This is a genomic window from Rahnella sp. CFA14(1/10) (genome assembly GCF_004195095.1).
GTDB classification, from domain to species: Bacteria; Pseudomonadota; Gammaproteobacteria; order Enterobacterales; family Enterobacteriaceae; genus Rahnella; species Rahnella perminowiae.
The window spans coordinates 100,134-121,026 of record NZ_SEWS01000001.1 but is presented as its reverse complement, the minus strand read 5'-3'; the positions used below and the strand labels follow the sequence as shown (position 1 = coordinate 121,026).

Annotated in this window: 21 protein-coding genes; 14 read left to right on the top strand and 7 right to left on the bottom strand. The window is 51.7% G+C overall.

Features of this window, described 5'->3' with window-relative positions; genetic code table 11:
- The first annotated feature begins 2 nt into the window (after positions 1-2).
- Genes cobU through cobT form a run of 4 tightly spaced genes read left to right on the top strand, consistent with a single transcriptional unit; the run spans position 3 to position 3,018 of the window.
- Positions 3-557 (top strand): bifunctional adenosylcobinamide kinase/adenosylcobinamide-phosphate guanylyltransferase, encoded by a 555-nt coding sequence (gene cobU / locus EVX52_RS00590; protein WP_129990392.1) that lies wholly within the window; start codon positions 3-5, stop codon positions 555-557.
- Between the two features lie 25 nt (positions 558-582).
- Positions 583-1,335 (top strand): adenosylcobinamide-GDP ribazoletransferase, encoded by a 753-nt coding sequence (cobS, locus tag EVX52_RS00585; protein WP_129990391.1) that lies wholly within the window; start codon positions 583-585, stop codon positions 1,333-1,335.
- Between the two features lie 16 nt (positions 1,336-1,351).
- Entirely contained in the window at positions 1,352-1,948 is a 597-nt protein-coding gene (cobC, locus tag EVX52_RS00580) for an alpha-ribazole phosphatase (protein ID WP_129951561.1), read from the top strand.
- A gap of 26 nt (positions 1,949-1,974) precedes the next feature.
- Entirely contained in the window at positions 1,975-3,018 is a 1,044-nt protein-coding gene (gene cobT / locus EVX52_RS00575) for a nicotinate-nucleotide--dimethylbenzimidazole phosphoribosyltransferase (RefSeq protein ID WP_129990390.1), read from the top strand.
- A 16-nt stretch (positions 3,019-3,034) separates the two neighbouring features.
- Here the strand turns inward: cobT and cobO are convergent, their stop codons facing one another.
- Positions 3,035-3,625 (bottom strand): cob(I)yrinic acid a,c-diamide adenosyltransferase, encoded by a 591-nt coding sequence (gene cobO / locus EVX52_RS00570; RefSeq protein ID WP_129951559.1) that lies wholly within the window; start codon positions 3,623-3,625, stop codon positions 3,035-3,037.
- Between the two features lie 14 nt (positions 3,626-3,639).
- The gene (locus EVX52_RS00565; RefSeq protein WP_129951558.1) at positions 3,640-4,401 is read right to left on the bottom strand and encodes a YciK family oxidoreductase; all 762 of its coding nucleotides are present in this window, start codon (positions 4,399-4,401) and stop codon (positions 3,640-3,642) included.
- Positions 4,402-4,760: 359 nt separating this feature from the next.
- On the opposite strand from EVX52_RS00565, the gene sohB reads away from it, so the two are divergent.
- Positions 4,761-5,804: a protease SohB gene (gene sohB / locus EVX52_RS00560; protein ID WP_129951557.1), complete on the top strand. Its 1,044-nt coding sequence runs from the start codon at positions 4,761-4,763 to the stop codon at positions 5,802-5,804.
- Positions 5,805-5,915: 111 nt separating this feature from the next.
- Here the strand turns inward: sohB and EVX52_RS00555 are convergent, their stop codons facing one another.
- Positions 5,916-6,167, bottom strand: a complete 252-nt coding sequence (locus EVX52_RS00555; RefSeq protein ID WP_129951556.1) for a YciN family protein — start codon at positions 6,165-6,167, stop codon at positions 5,916-5,918.
- 462 nt (positions 6,168-6,629) lie between these two features.
- On the opposite strand from EVX52_RS00555, the gene topA reads away from it, so the two are divergent.
- The 3 genes from topA to acnA all read left to right on the top strand — a co-directional run bounded on the left by topA (position 6,630) and on the right by acnA (position 13,535).
- Positions 6,630-9,227 carry a type I DNA topoisomerase gene (topA, locus tag EVX52_RS00550; RefSeq protein WP_129951555.1) on the top strand — a complete coding sequence of 866 codons (2,598 nt, stop codon included), beginning with the start codon at positions 6,630-6,632 and terminating at the stop codon, positions 9,225-9,227.
- A 473-nt stretch (positions 9,228-9,700) separates the two neighbouring features.
- Positions 9,701-10,675, top strand: a complete 975-nt coding sequence (cysB, locus tag EVX52_RS00545; RefSeq protein ID WP_129951554.1) for an HTH-type transcriptional regulator CysB — start codon at positions 9,701-9,703, stop codon at positions 10,673-10,675.
- Positions 10,676-10,862: 187 nt separating this feature from the next.
- On the top strand, positions 10,863-13,535 hold the full coding sequence (acnA, locus tag EVX52_RS00540; protein WP_129990389.1) for an aconitate hydratase AcnA: 2,673 nt from the start codon (positions 10,863-10,865) through the stop codon (positions 13,533-13,535).
- Between the two features lie 74 nt (positions 13,536-13,609).
- Here the strand turns inward: acnA and ribA are convergent, their stop codons facing one another.
- The gene (gene ribA / locus EVX52_RS00535) at positions 13,610-14,200 is read right to left on the bottom strand and encodes a GTP cyclohydrolase II (protein ID WP_129951552.1); all 591 of its coding nucleotides are present in this window, start codon (positions 14,198-14,200) and stop codon (positions 13,610-13,612) included.
- A 288-nt stretch (positions 14,201-14,488) separates the two neighbouring features.
- Here ribA and pgpB point away from each other — a divergent pair, with 288 nt between their 5' ends.
- The 3 genes from pgpB to lapB all read left to right on the top strand — a co-directional run bounded on the left by pgpB (position 14,489) and on the right by lapB (position 16,999).
- Positions 14,489-15,244: a phosphatidylglycerophosphatase B gene (gene pgpB, locus EVX52_RS00530; protein ID WP_129990388.1), complete on the top strand. Its 756-nt coding sequence runs from the start codon at positions 14,489-14,491 to the stop codon at positions 15,242-15,244.
- A 267-nt stretch (positions 15,245-15,511) separates the two neighbouring features.
- The gene (locus EVX52_RS00525; protein WP_129951550.1) at positions 15,512-15,823 is read left to right on the top strand and encodes a LapA family protein; all 312 of its coding nucleotides are present in this window, start codon (positions 15,512-15,514) and stop codon (positions 15,821-15,823) included.
- Between the two features lie 6 nt (positions 15,824-15,829).
- Positions 15,830-16,999, top strand: coding sequence for a lipopolysaccharide assembly protein LapB (gene lapB / locus EVX52_RS00520; RefSeq protein WP_129951549.1), 1,170 nt, complete (start codon positions 15,830-15,832; stop codon positions 16,997-16,999).
- A 131-nt stretch (positions 17,000-17,130) separates the two neighbouring features.
- Here lapB and EVX52_RS00515 read toward each other — a convergent pair whose 3' ends face one another.
- Positions 17,131-17,418 (bottom strand): hypothetical protein, encoded by a 288-nt coding sequence (locus EVX52_RS00515; RefSeq protein WP_015697118.1) that lies wholly within the window; start codon positions 17,416-17,418, stop codon positions 17,131-17,133.
- Between the two features lie 191 nt (positions 17,419-17,609).
- Here EVX52_RS00515 and pyrF point away from each other — a divergent pair, with 191 nt between their 5' ends.
- Positions 17,610-18,338: an orotidine-5'-phosphate decarboxylase gene (pyrF, locus tag EVX52_RS00510; protein ID WP_129951548.1), complete on the top strand. Its 729-nt coding sequence runs from the start codon at positions 17,610-17,612 to the stop codon at positions 18,336-18,338.
- Positions 18,339-18,356: 18 nt separating this feature from the next.
- Positions 18,357-18,686: a stress response translation initiation inhibitor YciH gene (gene yciH / locus EVX52_RS00505; RefSeq protein ID WP_129951547.1), complete on the top strand. Its 330-nt coding sequence runs from the start codon at positions 18,357-18,359 to the stop codon at positions 18,684-18,686.
- Between the two features lie 228 nt (positions 18,687-18,914).
- On the opposite strand, the gene osmB is transcribed toward yciH, so the two are convergent.
- Positions 18,915-19,133: an osmotically-inducible lipoprotein OsmB gene (gene osmB / locus EVX52_RS00500; RefSeq protein WP_015697121.1), complete on the bottom strand. Its 219-nt coding sequence runs from the start codon at positions 19,131-19,133 to the stop codon at positions 18,915-18,917.
- Between the two features lie 272 nt (positions 19,134-19,405).
- Here osmB and araD point away from each other — a divergent pair, with 272 nt between their 5' ends.
- Positions 19,406-20,101: an L-ribulose-5-phosphate 4-epimerase gene (araD, locus tag EVX52_RS00495; protein ID WP_129990387.1), complete on the top strand. Its 696-nt coding sequence runs from the start codon at positions 19,406-19,408 to the stop codon at positions 20,099-20,101.
- 18 nt (positions 20,102-20,119) lie between these two features.
- Here the strand turns inward: araD and EVX52_RS00490 are convergent, their stop codons facing one another.
- Positions 20,120-20,863 carry a DNA-binding transcriptional regulator YciT gene (locus EVX52_RS00490; RefSeq protein ID WP_129990386.1) on the bottom strand — a complete coding sequence of 248 codons (744 nt, stop codon included), beginning with the start codon at positions 20,861-20,863 and terminating at the stop codon, positions 20,120-20,122.
- Positions 20,864-20,893: the final 30 nt, after the last annotated feature.

The window sequence follows — 20,893 nt, the reverse complement described above, 5'->3', positions numbered from 1 at the left end:
TTATGATGTTGATTACCGGAGGTGCCCGCAGCGGCAAGAGCCGTTTTGCCGAGCAGGTGGCAGAGAAACGCGGGGGCGAAGTATTGTATATCGCCACGTCGGTCGTAACCGATGCGGAAATGGCGGAGCGTATCCGTTATCACCAGCAACAACGCCCGGCTCACTGGCATACGTTTGAAAGTTACCGGGATCTGGGAAACATCATCCTCGAGCATCAGGTACAGTTTCCGACCATTATTATCGAGTGCATCACGACGCTGATGACCAATCTTTTGTTTGATATTGCCGGTGAAACATCGGTGGAAGATATGGATTTTGAAGCGATAGAGCAGCATATTTTTGCGCAAACCACGCAACTGACGAAAGTTGCGCAACAGGCTGACTCCGAAGTGATTATCGTCACCAATGAAGTCGGAATGGGCATTGTGCCGGATAACCTGCTGGCGCGACGTTTTCGTGATATCGCCGGGCGGGTGAATCAGCAACTGGCGGCTGCGGCGGACGATGTATACCTGATTGTATCCGGCATCCCGGTTCCGGTGAAAACCTCGGAATAAAACGATGAAGGAAAGGGAATTTATTATGGCCTTATGGCGACTGTTTCTCGCAATGTTGCAGTTTCTCACCCGTATCCCGGTCAGGGAACGCTGGTGTGACGGCATCGGACTGAAAGCGTATGCGCGCGGTATTGTGTGCTTTCCGCTGGTCGGGCTGGTCATCGGGTTACTGACCGCGCTGGTGTGGCTGTTTCTGCTGCCGCACGTCGGGGCGCTACCGGCGGCGATTGCCGTTGTCATCGTACATATCATGCTGACCGGCGGTTTACATCTCGACGGGCTGGCTGACAGTTGCGACGGCTTATTCTCCGTGCGCAGCCGGGAGCGGATCCTGGAAATTATGCGCGACAGCCGCATTGGCACCTACGGCGCACTGGCACTGATTGTGGCTGTTCTGCTTCGTACGGCGTTGATTTATCAGCTTAGCGCCGACGGACTGCCAGTGCTGACATGTCTTATCCTCACGCCGGTGGTCGGGCGTGGCATGATGGCGGTGATGATGTACCGTCAGGCCTATGCCCGCGAGTCGGGAATGGGCAATTTATTTATCGGTAAAATCAGCGAGGGGCATTTTTATATCACCTTGTTGCTGATGGCCTTTCTGACGCTGATTGTCGGCGGATTCACGACACTGCCGGCACTGCTTATTACACTGACAGGTGTGCTGGGCTTACGGTATTTTATCGCCCGGCGTATCGGTGGCCAGACCGGCGATACGTTGGGCGCAGCGTGCGAGTTGAGCGAACTGCTCTTCCTGTTTTTCCTGTTATGGCACTGAGAAAAGGGACTCAATAATGAAACTGTATCTGATACGGCACGGACAAACTCAGGCTAATGTTAACGGGGTATTTTGTGGCAGCAGCGACATTGTGCTGACTGCGGAGGGGGAGCGACAGGCGCAGCATGTGGCGCGTCAGCTGGCTGCTACGCCGCTGGATGCCCTGATCCATACCGATATGCGCCGCAGCCGTGATATGGCCGGTATCATTGCCCACGGGCGCGAACTGACGATAGAGACTCAGCCATTGTTGCAGGAGATGGCGTTTGGCGAGTGGGAAATGCGTCATCACAATGAACTCGAAGCCTCACAGGCAGAAGGCTATCAGGCCTGGTGTCAGGACTGGCAAAAGGCCGAGGTGCCACAGGGGGAATCCTTTACGGCGTTCACCTCGCGTATCCGTCAGGCCTTGCAGCAGTTGCATTTGCGTCCGCAGGAAAGCAGGCTCGCGATAGTGGCACATCAGGGTTCACTCAGCCTGTTGCTGGCGATGATGCTTAAGCTGGCACCTGCGGATATGTGGCGTTTCCCGTTTAAACAAGGCTGTTTGTGTGAAATTGATCTCAGCCCCGGCACTTGTGTGATTCAGCGCTTTAACGACAGCGGTATTTAACTTTTCAAACACGTAAGGACGACACCATGGCTTCGCTGGCAAACATTCTCCGTCAGATAGCGGTTCCCGATGCACCGGCCGCTCAGAGGGCGGCGGCACGACTCGACAGTCTGGTGAAACCGCCGGGCAGCCTGGGTCGTCTGGAACAACTGGCGATTCAGCTGGCTTCAATTCGCGGTAACCACCCCCTGCATTTCCCGAGCAAAGAAGTGTTGGTGATGGCAGCCGATCATGGTGTATGGCAGGAAGGCGTCACGCCGTCCCCACAGGCGGTAACGGCGATCCAGGCGGTCAATATTGTGCAGGGGAAAGCCGGGGTTTCGGTGCTGGCACGGGTGGCCGGTGCGCAGGTAACGCTGATTGACTGCGGTATCATTGGCGCGGATATTCCCGGAACGCTCAATCATAAGGTCGCGCAGGGAACGGGCAATATTGCCACCGGCCCGGCCATGACGCGCGAAGAGGCGGAATCTTTACTGATCTGGAGTGCGGAACGGGTGATCGCGAAAGCCGAAAGCGGGTTATCCCTGCTGGCTGTGGGTGAGCTCGGAATGGCAAACACCACGGCTGCGGCTGCGATGGTGGCTGTACTGACCGGCGCTGCGCCAGCACAAACCGTCGGGCTGGGTGCAAATCTGCCACCTGACAGACTGGCGCATAAAATCAGCGTGGTCGAAAAAGCCATTGCGGTAAATCAGCCTGATCCTTCAGATGCGCTGGATGTGATGGCGAAAGTCGGGGGCTTTGAACTGGTCGCCATGGCAGGGGCCATGATCGGAGCCGCGGCGTCTGGTATTCCGCTGGTACTGGATGGTTATCTTTCTTACGCCTCAGCGCTGGCGGCATGCCAGATAGCCCCCGGGCTGAAACCCTACCTTATTCCTTCACATATATCAGCCGAGCAGGGCGCGACGCTGGCACTGGAAGCACTGGGGTTGCAACCGTATTTTGATCTGAACTTGCGACTTGGCGAGGGCAGCGGCGCGGCGCTGGCGTTACCGCTGATTGATGCCGCCTGTGCCGTTCATAACGAAATGGCGACACTGGCGGAGTGTCAGATAGTGCTTTGAAAGTGAAAACAGGGTATCACCAGTCGATGCCCTGTTGCGCCATAATGCCGGCGTCAAAGGCATGCTTCACCGGACGGAGTTCGCTGACCGTATCAGCCATTTCCAGCAAATCACGGTGGCAGCCGCGCCCGGTGATAATCACCGTCTGATGCGCCGGACGCGTGTTCAGGGCCTCGATCACTTCCTGCAAATCCAGATAACCGAAACTGACCATATACGTCAGCTCATCAAGCACCACGAGATCTAATGATGTATCGGCCAGCATCCGTTTGCCGTGTTGCCAGACGGCCTGACAGGCTTCGGTATCGGTTTCTTTATTCTGCGTTTCCCAGGTAAAACCGGTCGCCATCACCTGAAATTCCACGCCGTGAGGTTCGAGCAGGTTTTTCTCGCCGTTAGGCCATTCCCCTTTAATAAACTGGATCACTGCTGCGCGCATACCGTGCCCGACGGCGCGGGTTACCGTACCAAAGGCCGCCGTGGTTTTTCCCTTACCGTTACCGGTAAACACAATCAGGATCCCGCGTTGTTCTTTTGCGGCGTCAATGCGCGCATCAACCTGTTCTTTCAGCTTTTGCTGGCGCTGTTTATGGCGATCTTCGGTCATCAGAGGCTCCGTGGTTATTCTGCCGGACCGGCTTTGCGCCCCGGCTGGGCATCAAAACTGATACCGGTTTTACGGCGGCTGTCATCGCCCATCAGATACAAATACAGCGGCATGATATCGGCCGGTGTTTTGAGTTTATCTTTGTTCTCATCAGGAAAAGCGGAGGCGCGCATGCCGGTTCGTGTGCCGCCAGGATTGATGCAATTGACACGCAGGCCGGTGTGTTTATGCTCTTCGGCCAGCACCTGCATCATGCCTTCGGTGGCAAATTTTGACACGGCGTAAGCGCCCCAGCCGCTGCGGCCTTCGCGTCCGACGCTGGACGTCGTGAACACCAGCGAGGAGCTGGCAGATTTCAACATCAGCGGCAGTAACGCCTGGGTCAGCATAAACGTGGCGTTAACATTGACCTGCATGACGTCCATCCAGTCCTGCAATTTAATTTCAGCCATCGGCGTGATATCAGTCAGCAAACCGGCGTTATGCAAAACGCCGTCGAGATGCGGCACCCATGCAGCGATTTGCTCTGCGACGCGCTGGCAATCCTGCTGACTGGCAGTCAGTAAATCCAGTGCATAAATGAAAGCCGGCCGCAAATGACGAGCCGCAATTTCCTGCTGTACACTGGCGAGTTTACTTTCGGTACGGCCCAGCAAAATGACCTGCGCGCCGAAACGGGCATACGTCAGTGCGGCTTCACGGCCGATGCCGTCGCCAGCGCCGGTAACCAGAATGATACGATGATTGAGCAAATCGGATTTAGGATGATAATGCACGGTCAGTCCTCTTAATGGGGCGGTTATGTGGCGGCAAACGGCCGTCATCACATCAGGCGCTCTTCATATCACAATGGCGAAAACGGGAGTTGTTGCGCTCAACCAGAATTCGCCATTTTGATGAGAATTTTAGGTTTTTCGCGAGTGATCACCGCTTATATGCCTCAAATGGGCATCAGTTTCAATGATTAACCGAAAAACGGGCAGCTCTTTTGTAACAAAATTGGAACACAGACGCACTCTGTTTTACGCCTGAGTCAGGATGTCATCTTCGAACAAGACGTCAGTGCGGCGATTGTTTAGAATGTTTAACAACTTTCTCACCACGGTTTTATTACCACATTGAAAAGGCGGTATGTGTGGATTTACTTTCTCTTTACGGGCTGTTTTTGGCCAAAGTTGTGACTGTAGTTATTGCCATCGGGGCACTGGTCGTTTTACTTGTTGGTCTTCGTCAACGTAAGTCTCACGGTAAAGGTGAGTTGCAGCTAATCGATTTAGGCGAACAGTACCGCGAAATGCAACGTGAAATGCGCCATGCGCGCATGAACCCTGCCGAGCTAAAAATTCATAGCAAACAGCTGAAAAAAAAGAACAAAGCGGAGGAAAAACAGAAAAAACTGCAGGCCAAAACCGGGAGTCCGAAAAGCAAACCCTGCCTGTATGTACTCGATTTCAAAGGCAGTATGGATGCCCACGAAGTGACATCGCTGCGGGAAGAAATTTCAGCCGTGCTGGCCGTGGCCACGCCGGAAGATGAAGTATTGCTACGCCTGGAAAGTCCGGGCGGTGTGGTACACGGTTACGGTCTGGCGGCTTCTCAGCTGGTGCGTCTGCGTCAGAGCGGTATTCGTCTGACGGTTGCGGTGGATAAAGTTGCAGCCAGCGGCGGTTATATGATGGCCTGTGTAGCGGACAGGATTGTCGCCGCGCCGTTTGCCATCATAGGTTCAATCGGCGTCGTTGCCCAGATCCCTAACTTTAACCGTCTGCTGAAACGAAATGACATTGATATTGAGTTGCACACTGCGGGCGAGTTTAAACGTACCCTGACTTTATTGGGTGAAAATACCGAAGAAGGCCGGGAAAAATTCCGTGAAGATCTGAACGAAACCCACGTGCTATTTAAAGAATTTGTACATCAGAACCGGCCGTCGCTGGATATTGATGCGGTCGCCACTGGTGAACATTGGTTCGGTACCCAGGCGCGTGAGAACGGTCTGATTGATGCTATTGGCACCAGTGATGATTTACTGATTGCGGAAATGAAAAATCATGAAGTGATTGCGGTGCGTTACAGCCGCCGTAAACGTATGATGGACCGCTTCACCGGCAGCGCGGCACAAAGCGTGGATCGCCTGTTCCTGCGCTGGTTACAACGCAGTCAGAAACCTCTGTTGTAATTTTTTCCCGGAACATATAAAAGAAAAAGGGACATCCGTCCCTTTTTAATCCGAAAGAGTGAGTCTCGCCGTTTATCGGTTACCTATACCTTTATTAGCGATTCTTTTATCTCAATCTTCGAGATGGTATTTTTCTGAAAAAAGATGGGCCAGATGTTTAAACATATTAAATACTGCGGTGGTTTTTCTGGTCGGTAAGCCGTCTTCATCCATGAAAAACTCCCCGCGGAAAACCAGCACATTACCTTTCTGCTCAACCTCTGTCGCCAGCATTCCGTGGATGTAATCTTCGTGCTCACGGATAACCTTATTCGCTTCGATCAGTAAAGCTTCGCGGCTAATTGCCGATGTATTTTCGTGCATGATATTTACTCCCCACTATAATTGCTGACGTTATTGTAATCCTGACGTTGATAAAACCGCAAATCTGCTGGGGGTAATCCGCTTAAGCAGGCTGGTTATATTTTGAGCAATCTATAAAAGGCGGATGCGATTTGGCGAAAAAGGCCTTTCCGTGTTAATTAGTTTGCGTGGCGATTTTTATCAGGTAGAGTGTGGGATTTTGTGGCTTCAGGTGGAATGTTTTGTTTACGCTTGGTTGTTATTTGACTTAAAAACGGGCGCGTTCTGCTGAGCCCTGTCTGGTTAATCCCTCGCAGAATCAGTGATTTGAACCTCTGGAAGTCAGTGCGTTCCTTCTTTTAAAGAAATCAGTTGACGTTCTGACTCACTGCCGCAATATAAAAAAAGACGTGTAATTGTGCCGCGGCATAACTAGGCAAAATCTTCTTCAGATGATGAAGAATCATTCAGGTAAAGGTAATTATGGGCAAAGCTCTCGTAATAGTTGAGTCCCCGGCAAAAGCCAAAACGATTAATAAATATTTAGGAAATGACTACGTGGTTAAGTCCAGCGTCGGTCATATCCGTGATTTACCCACCAGTGGATCCGCTGCTAAAAAGACCGCCGACTCAACCGAAGAAAAAACAAAGAAAAAAGTAAAAAAGGATGAGAAGACCGCGCTGGTTAATCGCATGGGCGTCGACCCGTATCACGGTTGGGAAGCACAATACGAAATACTTCCGGGTAAAGAAAAAGTTGTTGCTGAGTTAAAAGCGTTAGCGGAAAAAGCTGACCACATCTATCTCGCAACCGACCTTGACCGCGAAGGAGAGGCGATTGCCTGGCATTTGCGGGAAGTGATTGGCGGTGATGACAAACGTTTCAGCCGCGTTGTATTTAATGAAATTACCAAAAACGCGATCCAGAACGCCTTTAAAGAACCGGGCGAACTGAATATTGATCGTGTGAACGCTCAGCAGGCGCGTCGTTTCATGGACCGCGTGGTGGGTTACATGGTATCTCCGCTGTTGTGGAAGAAAATTGCCCGTGGTTTATCCGCAGGTCGCGTTCAGTCCGTGGCGGTGCGTCTGGTTGTCGAGCGTGAGAAAGAAATCAAAGCGTTCGTGCCGGAAGAATACTGGGAGTTGCATGCGGATTTGCTGGCGAAGAAAGAAACCGCGCTGCAAATGGAAGTGACGCATCATCTCGACAAACCGTTCAAACCGGTGAATAAAGAACAAACTCATGCGGCCGTTTCGCTGCTTGAAAAAGCGCGCTATACCGTGGTTGATCGTGAAGACAAACCAACCAGCAGTAAGCCGGGTGCGCCTTTCATTACTTCCACGTTGCAACAGGCGGCCAGTACGCGTCTGAGCTTTGGTGTGAAGAAAACCATGATGATGGCACAGCGTCTTTACGAAGCCGGTCACATCACCTATATGCGTACTGATTCCACTAACCTGAGTCAGGATGCCGTGGAAATGGTGCGCGGCTATATCGGCGAAAATTTCGGTAATAAATATCTGCCGAAAGCTCCGCTGCAATACAGCAACAAAGAGAATTCTCAGGAAGCGCACGAAGCGATTCGTCCTTCTGACGTAGCCGTGACGTCTGAACAATTGAAAGATATGGAAGCGGATGCGCAACGTCTGTATCAGCTGATATGGCGTCAGTTTGTGGCCTGTCAGATGACACCGGCTCAGTACGATTCCACTACGCTGACGGTGAAAGCCGGGGATTATTCTTTGCGCGCCAAAGGCCGTACGCTGCGTTTTGATGGCTGGACCAAAGTGATGCCGGCGTTGCGTAAAGGCGACGAAGACAGAACCCTGCCCGCCATCGAAGTGGGGACGGATCTGGAACTGCAACAACTGCTACCGACTCAGCATTTCACCAAGCCGCCTGCGCGTTTCAGCGAAGCGTCATTGGTTAAAGAACTGGAAAAACGGGGTATTGGCCGCCCGTCTACTTATGCGTCGATCATTTCGACCATTCAGGACAGGGGCTACGTTCACGTTGAAAACCGTCGCTTCTATGCAGAAAAAATGGGCGAAATCGTTACCGATCGTCTGGAAGATAACTTCCGTGAACTGATGAACTACGATTTCACCGCACGTATGGAAGACGGGCTGGATCAGGTCGCCAATAACAAGGCGGAATGGAAAGCCGTTCTGGATGAATTCTTCACTGAATTCAGCAAGCAGCTGGAAACGGCTGAGAAAGACCCTGAAGAAGGCGGTATGCGTCCGAATCAGATGGTGCTGACCAGCATTGAATGTCCGACCTGCGGACGTCCGATGGGGATACGTACCGCCAGCACCGGTGTGTTCCTGGGATGTTCCGGTTATGCCTTGCCGCCGAAAGAACGCTGCAAAACCACCATCAACCTGATTGCTGATGCCGAAGTGCTGAACATTCTGGAAGGTGATGAAGCCGAAGCTAATGCGCTACGCGCCAAACGCCGTTGTGCCAAATGCGGTACGGCGATGGACAGCTATCTCATCGATAATCAGCGTAAATTGCATGTCTGTGGTAACAACCCGGAATGTGATGGTTATGAAATCGAAGAAGGCGAGTTCCGTATCAAGGGTTACGACGGCCCGATCGTTGAGTGCGAGAAATGTGGCTCTGAAATGCACCTGAAAATGGGGCGTTTCGGTAAATACATGGGCTGTACCAACGACGAGTGCAAAAACACCCGTAAGATTTTGCGAAACGGTGATGTGGCGCCGCCGAAAGAAGATCCGGTTCCGCTGCCGGAATTGCCGTGTGAGAAATCAGACGCGTATTTCGTGCTGCGTGACGGTGCGGCAGGGGTATTCCTGGCTGCCAACACATTCCCTAAATCGCGCGAAACCCGTGCGCCGCTGGTGGAGGAACTGAAGCGTTTCAAAGATCGCTTACCGGAAAAACTCAGCTATCTGGCCGATGCGCCGGTGGCAGATCCGGAAGGGAATAAATCCATGGTGCGTTTCAGCCGTAAAACTAAGCAGCAGTACGTGTCTTCAGAAAAAGACGGCAAAGCCACGGGCTGGACCGCTTTCTTTGTGGACGGCAAATGGGTTGAAGGCAAAAAATAATTATCGCCTTCATCCTTCAAGTTGCCGGTGCGTTGGCTGCACTCAGTCGGCCCAGTCACAGGGTCAGCCATGCTCCCGGGGATGCCAGAGTTTGTCGCATTCCTGCAACTCGAATTATTTAGGCGATAACAGATTTATTTCACTCTGTTAAGCAGGTGTAAAAAACCAGTCCTCCGGGCTGGTTTTTTTATTGCATTCAGATCTATCATCGACCCTGATTTGCTGTTTTTCTTATCAGGGCAGCGCTGCCCGCAATTGTCATTATGTTCTCTGGCTATACAACGCGTTAATTATTGATATAATTGTTATATAAAATTTATTCTTATGCATTCAGGTAATAAGTTAATGCATCTGGGGCATAAATAACGTTCGTTAACAGACTACCGGCATTCATTATAAAATTATTTCAGTCTGTTCAGCCCCCGGGTGAACAGGGATGACGGCAGGGTGCGAAAACTAGGATGGTATGAGATATGAAATTGCAGCAACTGCGCTATATCGTAGAGGTTGTTAATCACAATCTGAACGTCAGTTCGACGGCAGAAGGCCTGTACACGTCGCAGCCCGGGATCAGCAAACAGGTGCGGATGCTGGAAGATGAACTGGGGATCCAGATTTTTTCCCGCAGTGGAAAACATCTGACGCAAGTCACACCGGCAGGGCAGGAAATCATCCGTATTGCCCGTGAAGTGTTGTCTAAAGTGGATGCGATCAAAGCCGTTGCCGGTGAGCATACCTATCCGGACAAAGGTTCGTTGTATGTGGCGACGACACACACGCAGGCACGTTATGCTTTACCGAATGTAATTAAAGGTTTTATCGAGCGTTACCCCCGTGTTTCATTGCATATGCATCAGGGATCGCCGACGCAGATTGCTGAAGCGGTTTCGAAAGGCAATGCGGATTTCGCGATCGCTACCGAAGCGCTCCATTTATATGACGATCTGATCATGCTGCCTTGCTATCACTGGAACCGTGCCGTGGTGGTTCAGCCTGATCATCCGCTGGCGGGTAAAGAGAAGGTCACCATTGAAGAACTGGCAGCCTATCCGATTGTGACTTATACCTTCGGCTTCACCGGCCGTTCAGAACTCGATACTGCATTTAACCGCGCCGGCCTGACGCCACGCATTGTATTCACCGCCACAGATGCTGACGTGATTAAGACTTACGTTCGTCTGGGACTGGGCGTGGGTGTCATTGCCAGCATGGCGGTTGATCCGATCCAGGATCCGGATCTGGTGACTGTGGATGCGAGTGATATTTTCACCTACAGCACCACCAAAATCGGCTTCCGCCGCAGTACATTCCTGCGCAGCTACATGTATGATTTCATCCAGCGCTTTGCGCCACATCTGACGCGTGACGTGGTGGATACGGCTATTTCCCTGCGCTCCAACGAAGATATTGAAGAGATGTTCAAGGACATTAAGCTGCCGACAAAATAAGTCGTCACAAACGTAGCGCCTCTCTGATCCCGTTGCATCCTTACCCGATGCGGCGGGATTTTTTTTGCCTGATGATCAGTTTGAGCTGTTATAAAAATGTTAACGATAAATTGTGTTATCTTTAAGTATGCACTTATAAGCCAGCGGGTTATTACGCATGGCCACGCTGAGCGCTAAAGGAGAAGCTATGTCGTCTATTCGCAAGAACAGTCTGGATAAGCTGGCAGTCCGGGAGAAAGAATTCTACTACTACAGCCTGCCACTCGCGGCCAAAACGCTGGGTGATATTCAGCGTCTGCCAAAATCCCTCAAGGTATTACTCGAAAATTTACTGCGCCACGTCGATGGTGACACTGTCACCGAAAATGATCTGCAGGGGCTGGTCGAATGGCAAAAAACCGGTCATGCCGACCGCGAAATTGCTTATCGTCCGGCGCGGGTGCTGATGCAGGATTTTACGGGTGTACCCGCTATCGTCGATCTGGCCGCGATGCGTCAGGCGGTAAAACGCCTTGGCGGGAATGTCGATCAGGTCAATCCTCTGTCACCTGTTGATCTGGTTATCGACCACTCGGTAACTGTCGATGAATTCGGTGATGATGAGGCATTCAGTGAGAATGTGCGTCTCGAAATGGAGCGCAACAACGAGCGCTACCAGTTCCTGCGCTGGGGGCAAAAAGCCTTTAACCGTTTCCGCGTTGTGCCGCCGGGTACGGGGATTTGTCATCAGGTCAATCTTGAATATCTCGGACAAACCGTCTGGTATGAAGAACAGGAGGGTAAAACGGTCGCTTATCCTGACACCCTGGTCGGGACGGATTCCCATACCACGATGATTAACGGTCTGGGGATTCTGGGCTGGGGTTGCGGCGGTATCGAAGCCGAAGCCGCGATGCTCGGGCAGCCGGTTTCCATGTTGATCCCGGACGTTGTGGGTTTCAAACTGACCGGTAAATTACGTGAAGGCATTACCGCGACTGACCTGGTGTTGACGGTCACCCAGATGCTGCGTAAACACGGCGTGGTGGGGAAATTTGTCGAATTCTACGGTGATGGCCTGGCGGACTTACCTCTGGCTGATCGCGCGACCATTGCCAATATGTCGCCGGAATTCGGTGCAACCTGCGGCTTCTTCCCGGTAGATGATGTGACGCTGAGTTACATGAAGCTCAGTGGCCGCAGTGACGAACAAATCGAACTGGTCAAAGCCTATTCTCAGGCTCAGGGTTTATGGCGCCATCCCGGTGACGAGCCGGTATTCACCAGTACCCTGGCGCTGGACATGGGCGACGTAGAGCCGAGTCTGGCCGGGCCGAAACGTCCTCAGGATCGTGTCGCGCTGCCCAATGTACCGAAAGCATTCAAAGCGGCGACTGAACTGGAGTTGGGTAACAGTAAGCCGGGGCGTAGCGATAAAGAAAGTTTCACGCTGGAAGGCCAGCATTATTCGCTGACCACCGGTGCGGTAGTGATTGCGGCAATCACCTCTTGTACCAATACTTCAAACCCGAGCGTGCTGATGGCGGCCGGTCTGCTGGCGAAGAATGCCGCTGAAAAAGGCCTGGCCAGCAAGCCGTGGGTAAAAACATCGCTGGCACCAGGTTCCAAAGTAGTGACCGATTATCTTAATGCGGCAGGTCTGATGACACACCTGGAGAAACTGGGTTTTAATCTGGTGGGCTACGGCTGTACGACCTGTATTGGTAACTCCGGGCCGCTGCCGGAACCCGTTGAGTCAGCGATCAAAGCGGGTGATTTAACCGTCGGAGCCGTGCTTTCCGGCAACCGAAACTTTGAAGGGCGTATTCATCCGCTGATTAAAACCAACTGGCTTGCCTCGCCGCCGCTGGTGGTGGCGTATGCGCTTGCCGGTAATATGAATGTCGACCTGACGCAGGATCCTCTGGGGGATGGGGCTGATGGCAAGCCTGTTTACCTGAGAGATATCTGGCCGTCGGCCAACGATATCGCCAATGCAGTCGCACAGGTGACGACAGACATGTTTCATAAAGAGTACGCCGAGGTGTTTAACGGCGATGCGAGCTGGCAGTCGATCCAGGTTGAAGGTACGCCAACTTACACCTGGCAGGAAGATTCTACCTACATCCGCCATCCGCCGTTCTTCAGTGATATGAAGGCTGAGCCAGATGCACTGGAAGATATCAAGGATGCGCGAATACTGGCGATTCTGGCGGATTCAGTGACCACCGACCACATTTCGCCTGCCGGGAATATCAAGGCTGACAGTCCGGCTGGTTTGTACCTGACCCAGCATGGGGTTGAGCCGAAAGCCTTTAACTCCTATGGTTCACGGCGTGGTAACCACGAAGTGATGATGCGCGGAACGTTCGCCAATATTCGCATCAAAAATGAAATGGTGCCGGGTGTGGAGGGCGGTTATACACGTCATATTCCGTCGCAGGATCAGCTGGCGATTTACGATGCGGCGATGCGCTATCAGCATGAAAATGTGCCGACCGCTGTGATTGCCGGTAAAGAGTACGGTTCAGGTTCAAGCCGTGACTGGGCGGCCAAAGGCCCGCGACTGCTGGGCGTTCGTGTGGTTATCGCCGAATCATTCGAGCGTATTCACCGTTCGAATCTGATCGGAATGGGGATTTTACCGCTTGAGTTCCCGCAGGGTGTGACGCGCAAAACGCTGAAACTCACCGGCGATGAGCAGATCAGCATCAGCGGATTGCAAACCCTGACGCCGGGGCAGGATGTCGCGGTACATATCACTTTCGCCGATGGTCATACTGAAACGATCGATGCACATTGTCGGATCGATACCGGCAATGAGCTGACGTATTTCCAGAACGGCGGTATTTTGCATTATGTGATCCGTAAAATGCTGTAATACCTGTTCTTCTGCCGATCAAAAAGGGCACCTTCTTAAGGTGCCCTTAATATTTTCATCGCACTATAACAGCCTTATTTATCGAGCAGGTGGCCCATTTTGGCGGCTTTAGTCGACAGGTAACGTTCGTTTTCCGGATTACGACCAACGATCAGCGGAACGCGTTCGGTGATGTTAATGCCAGCTTCGGTCAGAATTTCAACTTTTTTCGGATTGTTGGTCAGCAGGCGCACTGAATCCACGCCCAGCAGCTTGAACATGTCGGCGCACAGCGTGAAGTCACGCTCATCTGCGGCGAACCCGAGCTGATGATTAGCCTCGACCGTGTCGTAGCCTTTGTCCTGTAAAGCGTATGCGCGGATTTTATTCAGCAAACCGATGTTACGGCCTTCCTGACGGTGATACATCAGGATGCCCCGGCCTTCTTCAGCGATATGATTCAGTGCAGCTTCGAGCTGAAAGCCGCAGTCACAGCGCAGGCTGAATAAGGCATCACCAGTCAGACACTCGGAGTGAACGCGCGCGAGAACCGGCGTATCGCCAGTGATATCGCCAAAAACTAACGCCAGATGGTCGTGTCCGGTGGCCAATTCTTCAAAACCCACCATCAGGAAATCGCCCCAAGGTGTTGGCAGATTGGCTTCTGCCACCCGTTTCAGCTGCATTTTACGCTCCAAAAAAACCACAAATAGTCTTTATTTACAGTAAATATTTTACTTGTTGATGCGCATCCTACTTTCCGATGCGGCCTCTGGATAGGGAATCGGTGCCTTTCCATCATGACAGGCATCATTTTGCCACAGTTTGGGTCACAGTTTAGCGGGAATATTTGAACGATTAGTTCATAACTTATGAATTATAACCGCTTCTTCAACAACTCACGTCAAAGGAATGTTAAGCAATAATAACGTTGCTACACTCCAACTCTTTTTCGCATGACTGAAGGGACGATTATGTTTGATATCGCCAGACGCACCGCGCTGGGAGCTGTTCTTTTATTACTGATGCCCGCTGCGGTGTGGATAAGCGGCTGGATGTGGACACCGGGTGGTGACCCCGCCGTGCTACGTCCGCTTTATTGGGTCACGGAAACGGTGAGTGAGCCATGGGGAATTTTGACTACTGTGATCCTCTGCGGCTGGGTTCTGTGGTGCCTGAGATTCAGGCTTAAACCGGCAGCCGTGCTGGTGGTGATCATCGTCTTATCATTGCTGGCCGGTCAGTATGTTAAAGATTTTATCAAAGGTGAAGTCCGCGAGCCCCGGCCGTATGTCGCATGGCTGGGGGCGGACCATCAAATGAACATCGGTGAGTTTTACGCCCTGAAAAATAAAGCACGTGCACGACAGGTGAAAGACATCCTGGGCGATAATGTGCAAATCCCGCACTGGCTGAACAAAAGCTGGCAGAACGACACAGGGTACGCGTTCCCTTCAGGCCACACGATGTTTGCCGCGACCTGGGCTTTACTGGGTATCGGTCTTTTATGGCAGCGTAAACACTATAAAACGGTCACCGTGCTGATGGTGTGGGCGGTAGTGGTGATGGGCAGCAGACTGATGCTTGGCATGCACTGGCCGCGTGACCTGATGGCATCTGTAGGCATCAGCTGGCTTCTGGTCATGCTGGCCTGCTGGCTGACAGAGCGTTATGTCGGACCGCTGACACCGCCACCGGCAGAAAAGCGGGAAATCAGCGAGCGAGAATAGTCACGGCTTCTGATCCCATACGGTCCGAAACCTCAGGGGGCTTGTTCTGCCCCCCTTTAATTCATCGTTTTCATCCCCATATATTTTTCATAGTCCAGATTGCGGTGGTGTTCACGGCACCACAAAAATGTCGAATAAAGTCTCTACAGACTGCATTTAAAGCCTTCGCAATGTTTCCCTGCTTTGTGCGGAAATGCTAACTTATTAGGTCGGAACGAGAGTTTTTGGCATAATTCATCCGGTACATCCGGCATTACAGGAATGAATGTGAAATATCTGCTGATTTTTTTATTTTTGCTGGTCATCGTTGTGATTTCTATCACCCTGGGTGCCCATAACGATCAGACTGTGACCTTCAATTATTTGCTGGCGCAGGGGGACTACCGTGTTTCCACACTGCTTGCCGTACTGTTCGCGACCGGTTTTATTCTTGGCTGGATAATCTGTGGTTTGTTCTATCTGCGCGTACGTCTGTCACTGGGTCGTGCCCAGCGTAAAATCAAACGCCTTGAGCAACAAATCGAACCCGCGGCTGCCGTTACGCCGCCCACAGCATCTTACGATGTCAGCAAGGAATAATCCTCTATGTTAGAACTGCTGTTTCTGTTGTTGCCCGTTGCGGCCGCTTATGGCTGGTATATGGGGCGCAGAAGTTCTCAGCAGGACAAACAGGAAAATGCTAACCGCCTGTCACGTGAATACGTCGCGGGCGTTAACTTCCTGCTTTCCAATCAGCAGGATAAAGCGGTCGACCTGTTCCTCGAAATGTTGAAAGAGGACAGCAGTACGGTCGAAGCGCACCTGACTCTGGGTAACCTGTTCCGCTCCCGCGGTGAAGTTGATCGCGCGATCCGTATTCACCAGTCACTGATGGAAAGCGCTTCGCTGACTTTCGAACAGCGGCTGCTCGCCATACAGCAACTGGGACGCGATTATATGGCTGCCGGTTTCTATGACCGTGCGGAAGACATGTTCAACCAGCTGGTGAAAGAGCAGGATTTCCAGCTGTTTGCGCTGGAACAGCTGTTGATTATTCATCAGGCCACCAGCGACTGGCAGAACGCCATCGACGTGGCAGAACGTCTGGTTAAGCTCGGTAAAGAAAATCGGCGCAAAGAAATTGCGCATTTCTGGTGTGAGCTGGCATTGCAGGCGATGGTTTCGGAAGACTTCGATAAGGCGACCGGCTTACTGAAGAAAGCTGCAGCAGCAGACAAACTTTGTGCACGTGTTTCAATTATGCAGGGGCGAATCTTTCTGGCGCAGGGTGAATACCGCAAAGCGACGGAAGCCTTACAACGTGTGCTGGAACAGGATAAAGAGCTGGTCAGCGAAGCGTTGCCAATGCTGCAGGAGTGTTACCAGAATCTTGACGATACGCTGGCATGGGCGGAGTTTCTCAAACGTTGCGTGGACGAAAATACCGGCGCTACGGCAGAGCTGTTGCTGGCTGAAATCATCCATGAGGAAGAAGGGCGTGAGACCGCGCAAAGCTATATCAACCGCCAGTTGCAACGCCATCCGACCATGCGGGTGTTCCATCATCTGATGGATTACCATCTGGCAGATGCGGAAGAAGGGCGTGCGAAAGAGAGTCTGGTATTGCTGCGGGATATGGTGGGTGAACAGATCCGTACCAAGCCACGCTATCGTTGCCATAAATGCGGTTTTACCGCGCATTCGCTGTACTGGCATTGCCCGTCATGCCGTGGCTGGGCGACGATAAAGCCAATCCGGGGCCTGGACGGCCAATAATTTCCTCTGTCCTGTTCGCATTGCTGAGGTGTCAGCGACATTTTCCCACCCGAATCACTGACATGACGCAGTGATTCGGGTTTCGTCCATGTGCCGGGTAACGCGAATTATTAAGGGGAGCGGGATGACTTTTACTTTTTCTTGCTGCTTGTTTTACGTGCACTGAGTAAGGTGCGTAATTTCTTGATTTCTTTGGTGGTCAGTGCCGGTTCCGTCTCTTCTGCAAGATGCTGATTATCAATTTCGTGTTCAGTGGCTTTTGCGGCTTTTTTACCTTTCGGCGCAGCAGGGTTAAAACTCTCTTCCAGGCGTGCCGCGACTTCTGCACTTAATGAATGTTCCGCGTCGGCAGCGGCGTTTTTGATCAGTTCTTTTAATTCAACCGGGATTTTAACGGTCAGGGTAGTTATCTCACTCATTTTTCAGCCTTTCCTTAGAGTAAAATGAACAAGCTATGCCAGCCTTGTTGCGTCGTCTAGTGCATCACAAAAATTTAATAAAACTGTCACATTAGGTGTAGCTGTGAATTCAGTGACTTGCCATGTAAAATGCGGGCGGCAAAAATGATATTTTTCCTTCCTGATTTAAAAACTGACAAGAGGCTGACGAAATGAAGTCCATAAATAACAGCAACAACAAAGACTTAAATACATCGCCGATTGTTGTCGCTCTCGATTACGCAGATAAATCTTCGGCACTGGCCTTCGCCGACAAAATAGATCCACGTGATTGCCGTCTGAAAATTGGCAAAGAGATGTTTACCCATTTTGGTCCGCAGATGATCAAAGATCTGCAAAACCGTGGTTTCGACGTCTTTCTGGATCTGAAATTCCACGATATTCCTAACACCACCGCGCGCGCTGTGGCTGCAGCGGCAGAACTGGGGGTCTGGATGGTGAACGTGCATGCCAGCGGGGGGGCTCGCATGATGACGGCGGCCAAAGAAGCGCTGGCACCTTTTGGTAAAGAAGCGCCGTTACTGATTGCCGTTACCGTGCTGACCAGTATGGAAGACAGCGATCTGGCGGATTTAGGTATCGAACTTTCTCCGGCTGATTATGCTGAACGTCTGGCGCGCCTGACTCGCGACTGCGGCCTTGACGGTGTTGTGTGTTCCGCGCAGGAAGCGACGCGCTTTAAATCCGCACTCGGGCAGACGTTCAAACTGGTAACGCCAGGTATCCGTCCGGCTGGCAGCAAAGCGGATGATCAGCGTCGTATCATGACCCCTCAGCAAGCACTGGCGGCGGGCGTGGACTATATGGTGATTGGTCGTCCAATCACGCAGGCTGCCGATCCGGCGCAGGCCTTAGGTGAAATTCTTGCCTCATTGAGCTGAGACTGAGAAGGAAATACGATGAGCAATGACAGTAACAGCCGTTTAGTTTATTCAACCGACAGCGGCAGAATTGAAGAGCCTAAACCCGTGACGGAACGTCCGAAAGGTGACGGTATAGTGCGTATTCAGCGCCAGACAAGCGGGCGCAAAGGGAAGGGGGTGAGCCTCATTACCGGTATCGATCTTGATGATATTGCACTTGAAAAACTTGCGGGTGAACTGAAAAAGAAATGCGGTTGTGGCGGTGCTGTGAAAGACGGCGTGATTGAGATCCAGGGCGATAAACGTGACCTGCTCAAACAGTTGCTGGAAGCGAAAGGAATGAAAGTGAAACTGGCGGGTGGCTGATTGACCGGTAAATGATCGACTGTTCATAATAAGATGCTGCATCCGCAAAGGTGCAGCATCTTGCTTTAGGTTTTAGAGATATCACAACGCGAAAACACATTGTTTGTCATCTGTGTGATGACAATAAAGTTGACCTGAAAAACAACCCAATCCTATTTTTAGCTTTATTCGTTGCTTAACGCTTACGTTTTTTGATGCCAGTTAAATAGAATTCATCTCCCGGTTGTTTTATTTACTGACCTGGTGTCCGACGATACCACCGACTGCCGCACCACCTAACGTCCCTAAGGTACTGCCGTCAGTCAGCACTGCACCACCCAGCGCACCCGCACCCGCACCGATTGCGGTGTTACGGTCACGCTTAGACCAGTTACCACAAGCGCTGACAGACATCGCCAGAGTCAGAACCAGTGCAATACTGGCAACACGTTTATTTACGAGCATCATAATTTTTCTCCTATCCAGACGCAATTGTGCATCCGTGAGTTAAAAATAATAAAAGTGATATCTATTCACTAGGTGAATAATCTTAATTCACTAAAGATGCTCTTCCTCACCACACAAAAAACTAAAGAGCTGGACAGATCTTCAACGGTTTATAGAACAAACGGGCACTTTTACGTTTGCAGCAGAACTGTACGTACTCTTTAGCGATTTCCCCCATACCTGCATCCACCGGCCACCCAGACAATAAAGCATCGCAATAAGAGGAAACCACGATGCTAAGACAACTGAAAGAGCAGGTATTAGAGGCTAACCTGGCACTGCCTCGCCATAATCTGGTGACCTTTACCTGGGGAAATGTCAGCGCCGTTGACCGCAAACTTGGGCTGGTCGTGATTAAACCCTCAGGCGTGGAATATGACCACATGGGTGTGGACGACATGGTGGTGGTAGAACTGGAGACAGGAAAAATCGTCGAGGGCAGTAAAAAGCCGTCTTCGGATACTGATACCCACCGGGTGCTGTATCTGAATTTCCCCGAAGCAGGGGGTATTGTCCATACACATTCGCGCCACGCCACCATCTGGGCGCAGGCCGGTTTGGACATCCCCGCCTGGGGCACCACCCATGCAGATTACTTCTACGGTAATATCCCCTGCACGCGGCTGATGACCGAGGAGGAAATCGCCGGGCGTTATGAATGGGAAACCGGAGAAGTGATCGTCAAAACTTTTGCAGAAAGAAATTTGTCACCGGCAGATATTCCGGCCGTACTGGTGCATTCGCACGGGCCGTTTGCCTGGGGGAAAGATGCCGATAATGCCGTGCATAACGCTGTAGTGCTGGAGGAAGTCGCCTACATGGGCATCTTCTCCCGCCAGTTAACGCCGCAGTTACCCGATATGCAGCCGCAATTACTGGATAAACATTACCTGCGTAAACACGGCAAAAACGCTTACTATGGTCAATGATCGTCGTCATACCCAAGGTCAGCCGACCAGGCTGACCTTAATTCCAGCGGCGGAAAGTTGCTGCTGGTAGTCCGGTAATAATTTGTCGTCAGTGATGACCTGGCTGAAGGCGCTGACCGGTCCGAGCGGGTTGAGATTTATTTGACCGAATTTCGATGAATCCGTCAAAACGATATTTTCCGCCCCTTTTGCCACCACTGCATTCACCACATCTGCACGTAACATGTCACGGCCGGTAAAACCGGTGGTGTCAGTGAAGCCGTCGATGCCCATGAACGCTTTGCTGAAATTCATCTGTTGCAGGCACAGTCTGGTCAGCGGGCCGACTACGGTCTGGCTGGTTTTCTGATACATCCCGCCAAGCAGAACCACGTCACAGGGCATACTTTTCAGCAGAGAAGCGACATAACTACTGACGGTAATCACCGTCAGATTTTTTTTGTCGGTAAGATATTGGGCCAGCAGGGCGATGCTGCTGCCGCTTTCGAAAAATACGGTTTCACCGTCATGGATCAGTGACGCTGCAAATTTCGCCAGTTTTTGTTTCTGCGCGAAGTTCGACATCATGCGGGTATCCACGTCATCTGTCTGGATCGCGACAGCGAAACCGTGGGCACGTCGCAGGTAATGTCGCTGTTCCAGCAATGTAAGATCGTGACGGATCGTCACTTCCGACACCTGACAAATCTGTGACAACTCACTGACGCTGATGCGTTGCTTATCATTGACCCATTGCAAAATAACTTGCTGTCTGTCGTTCATAACCGCCCAAAATAAGGGCGACCTGCGCCG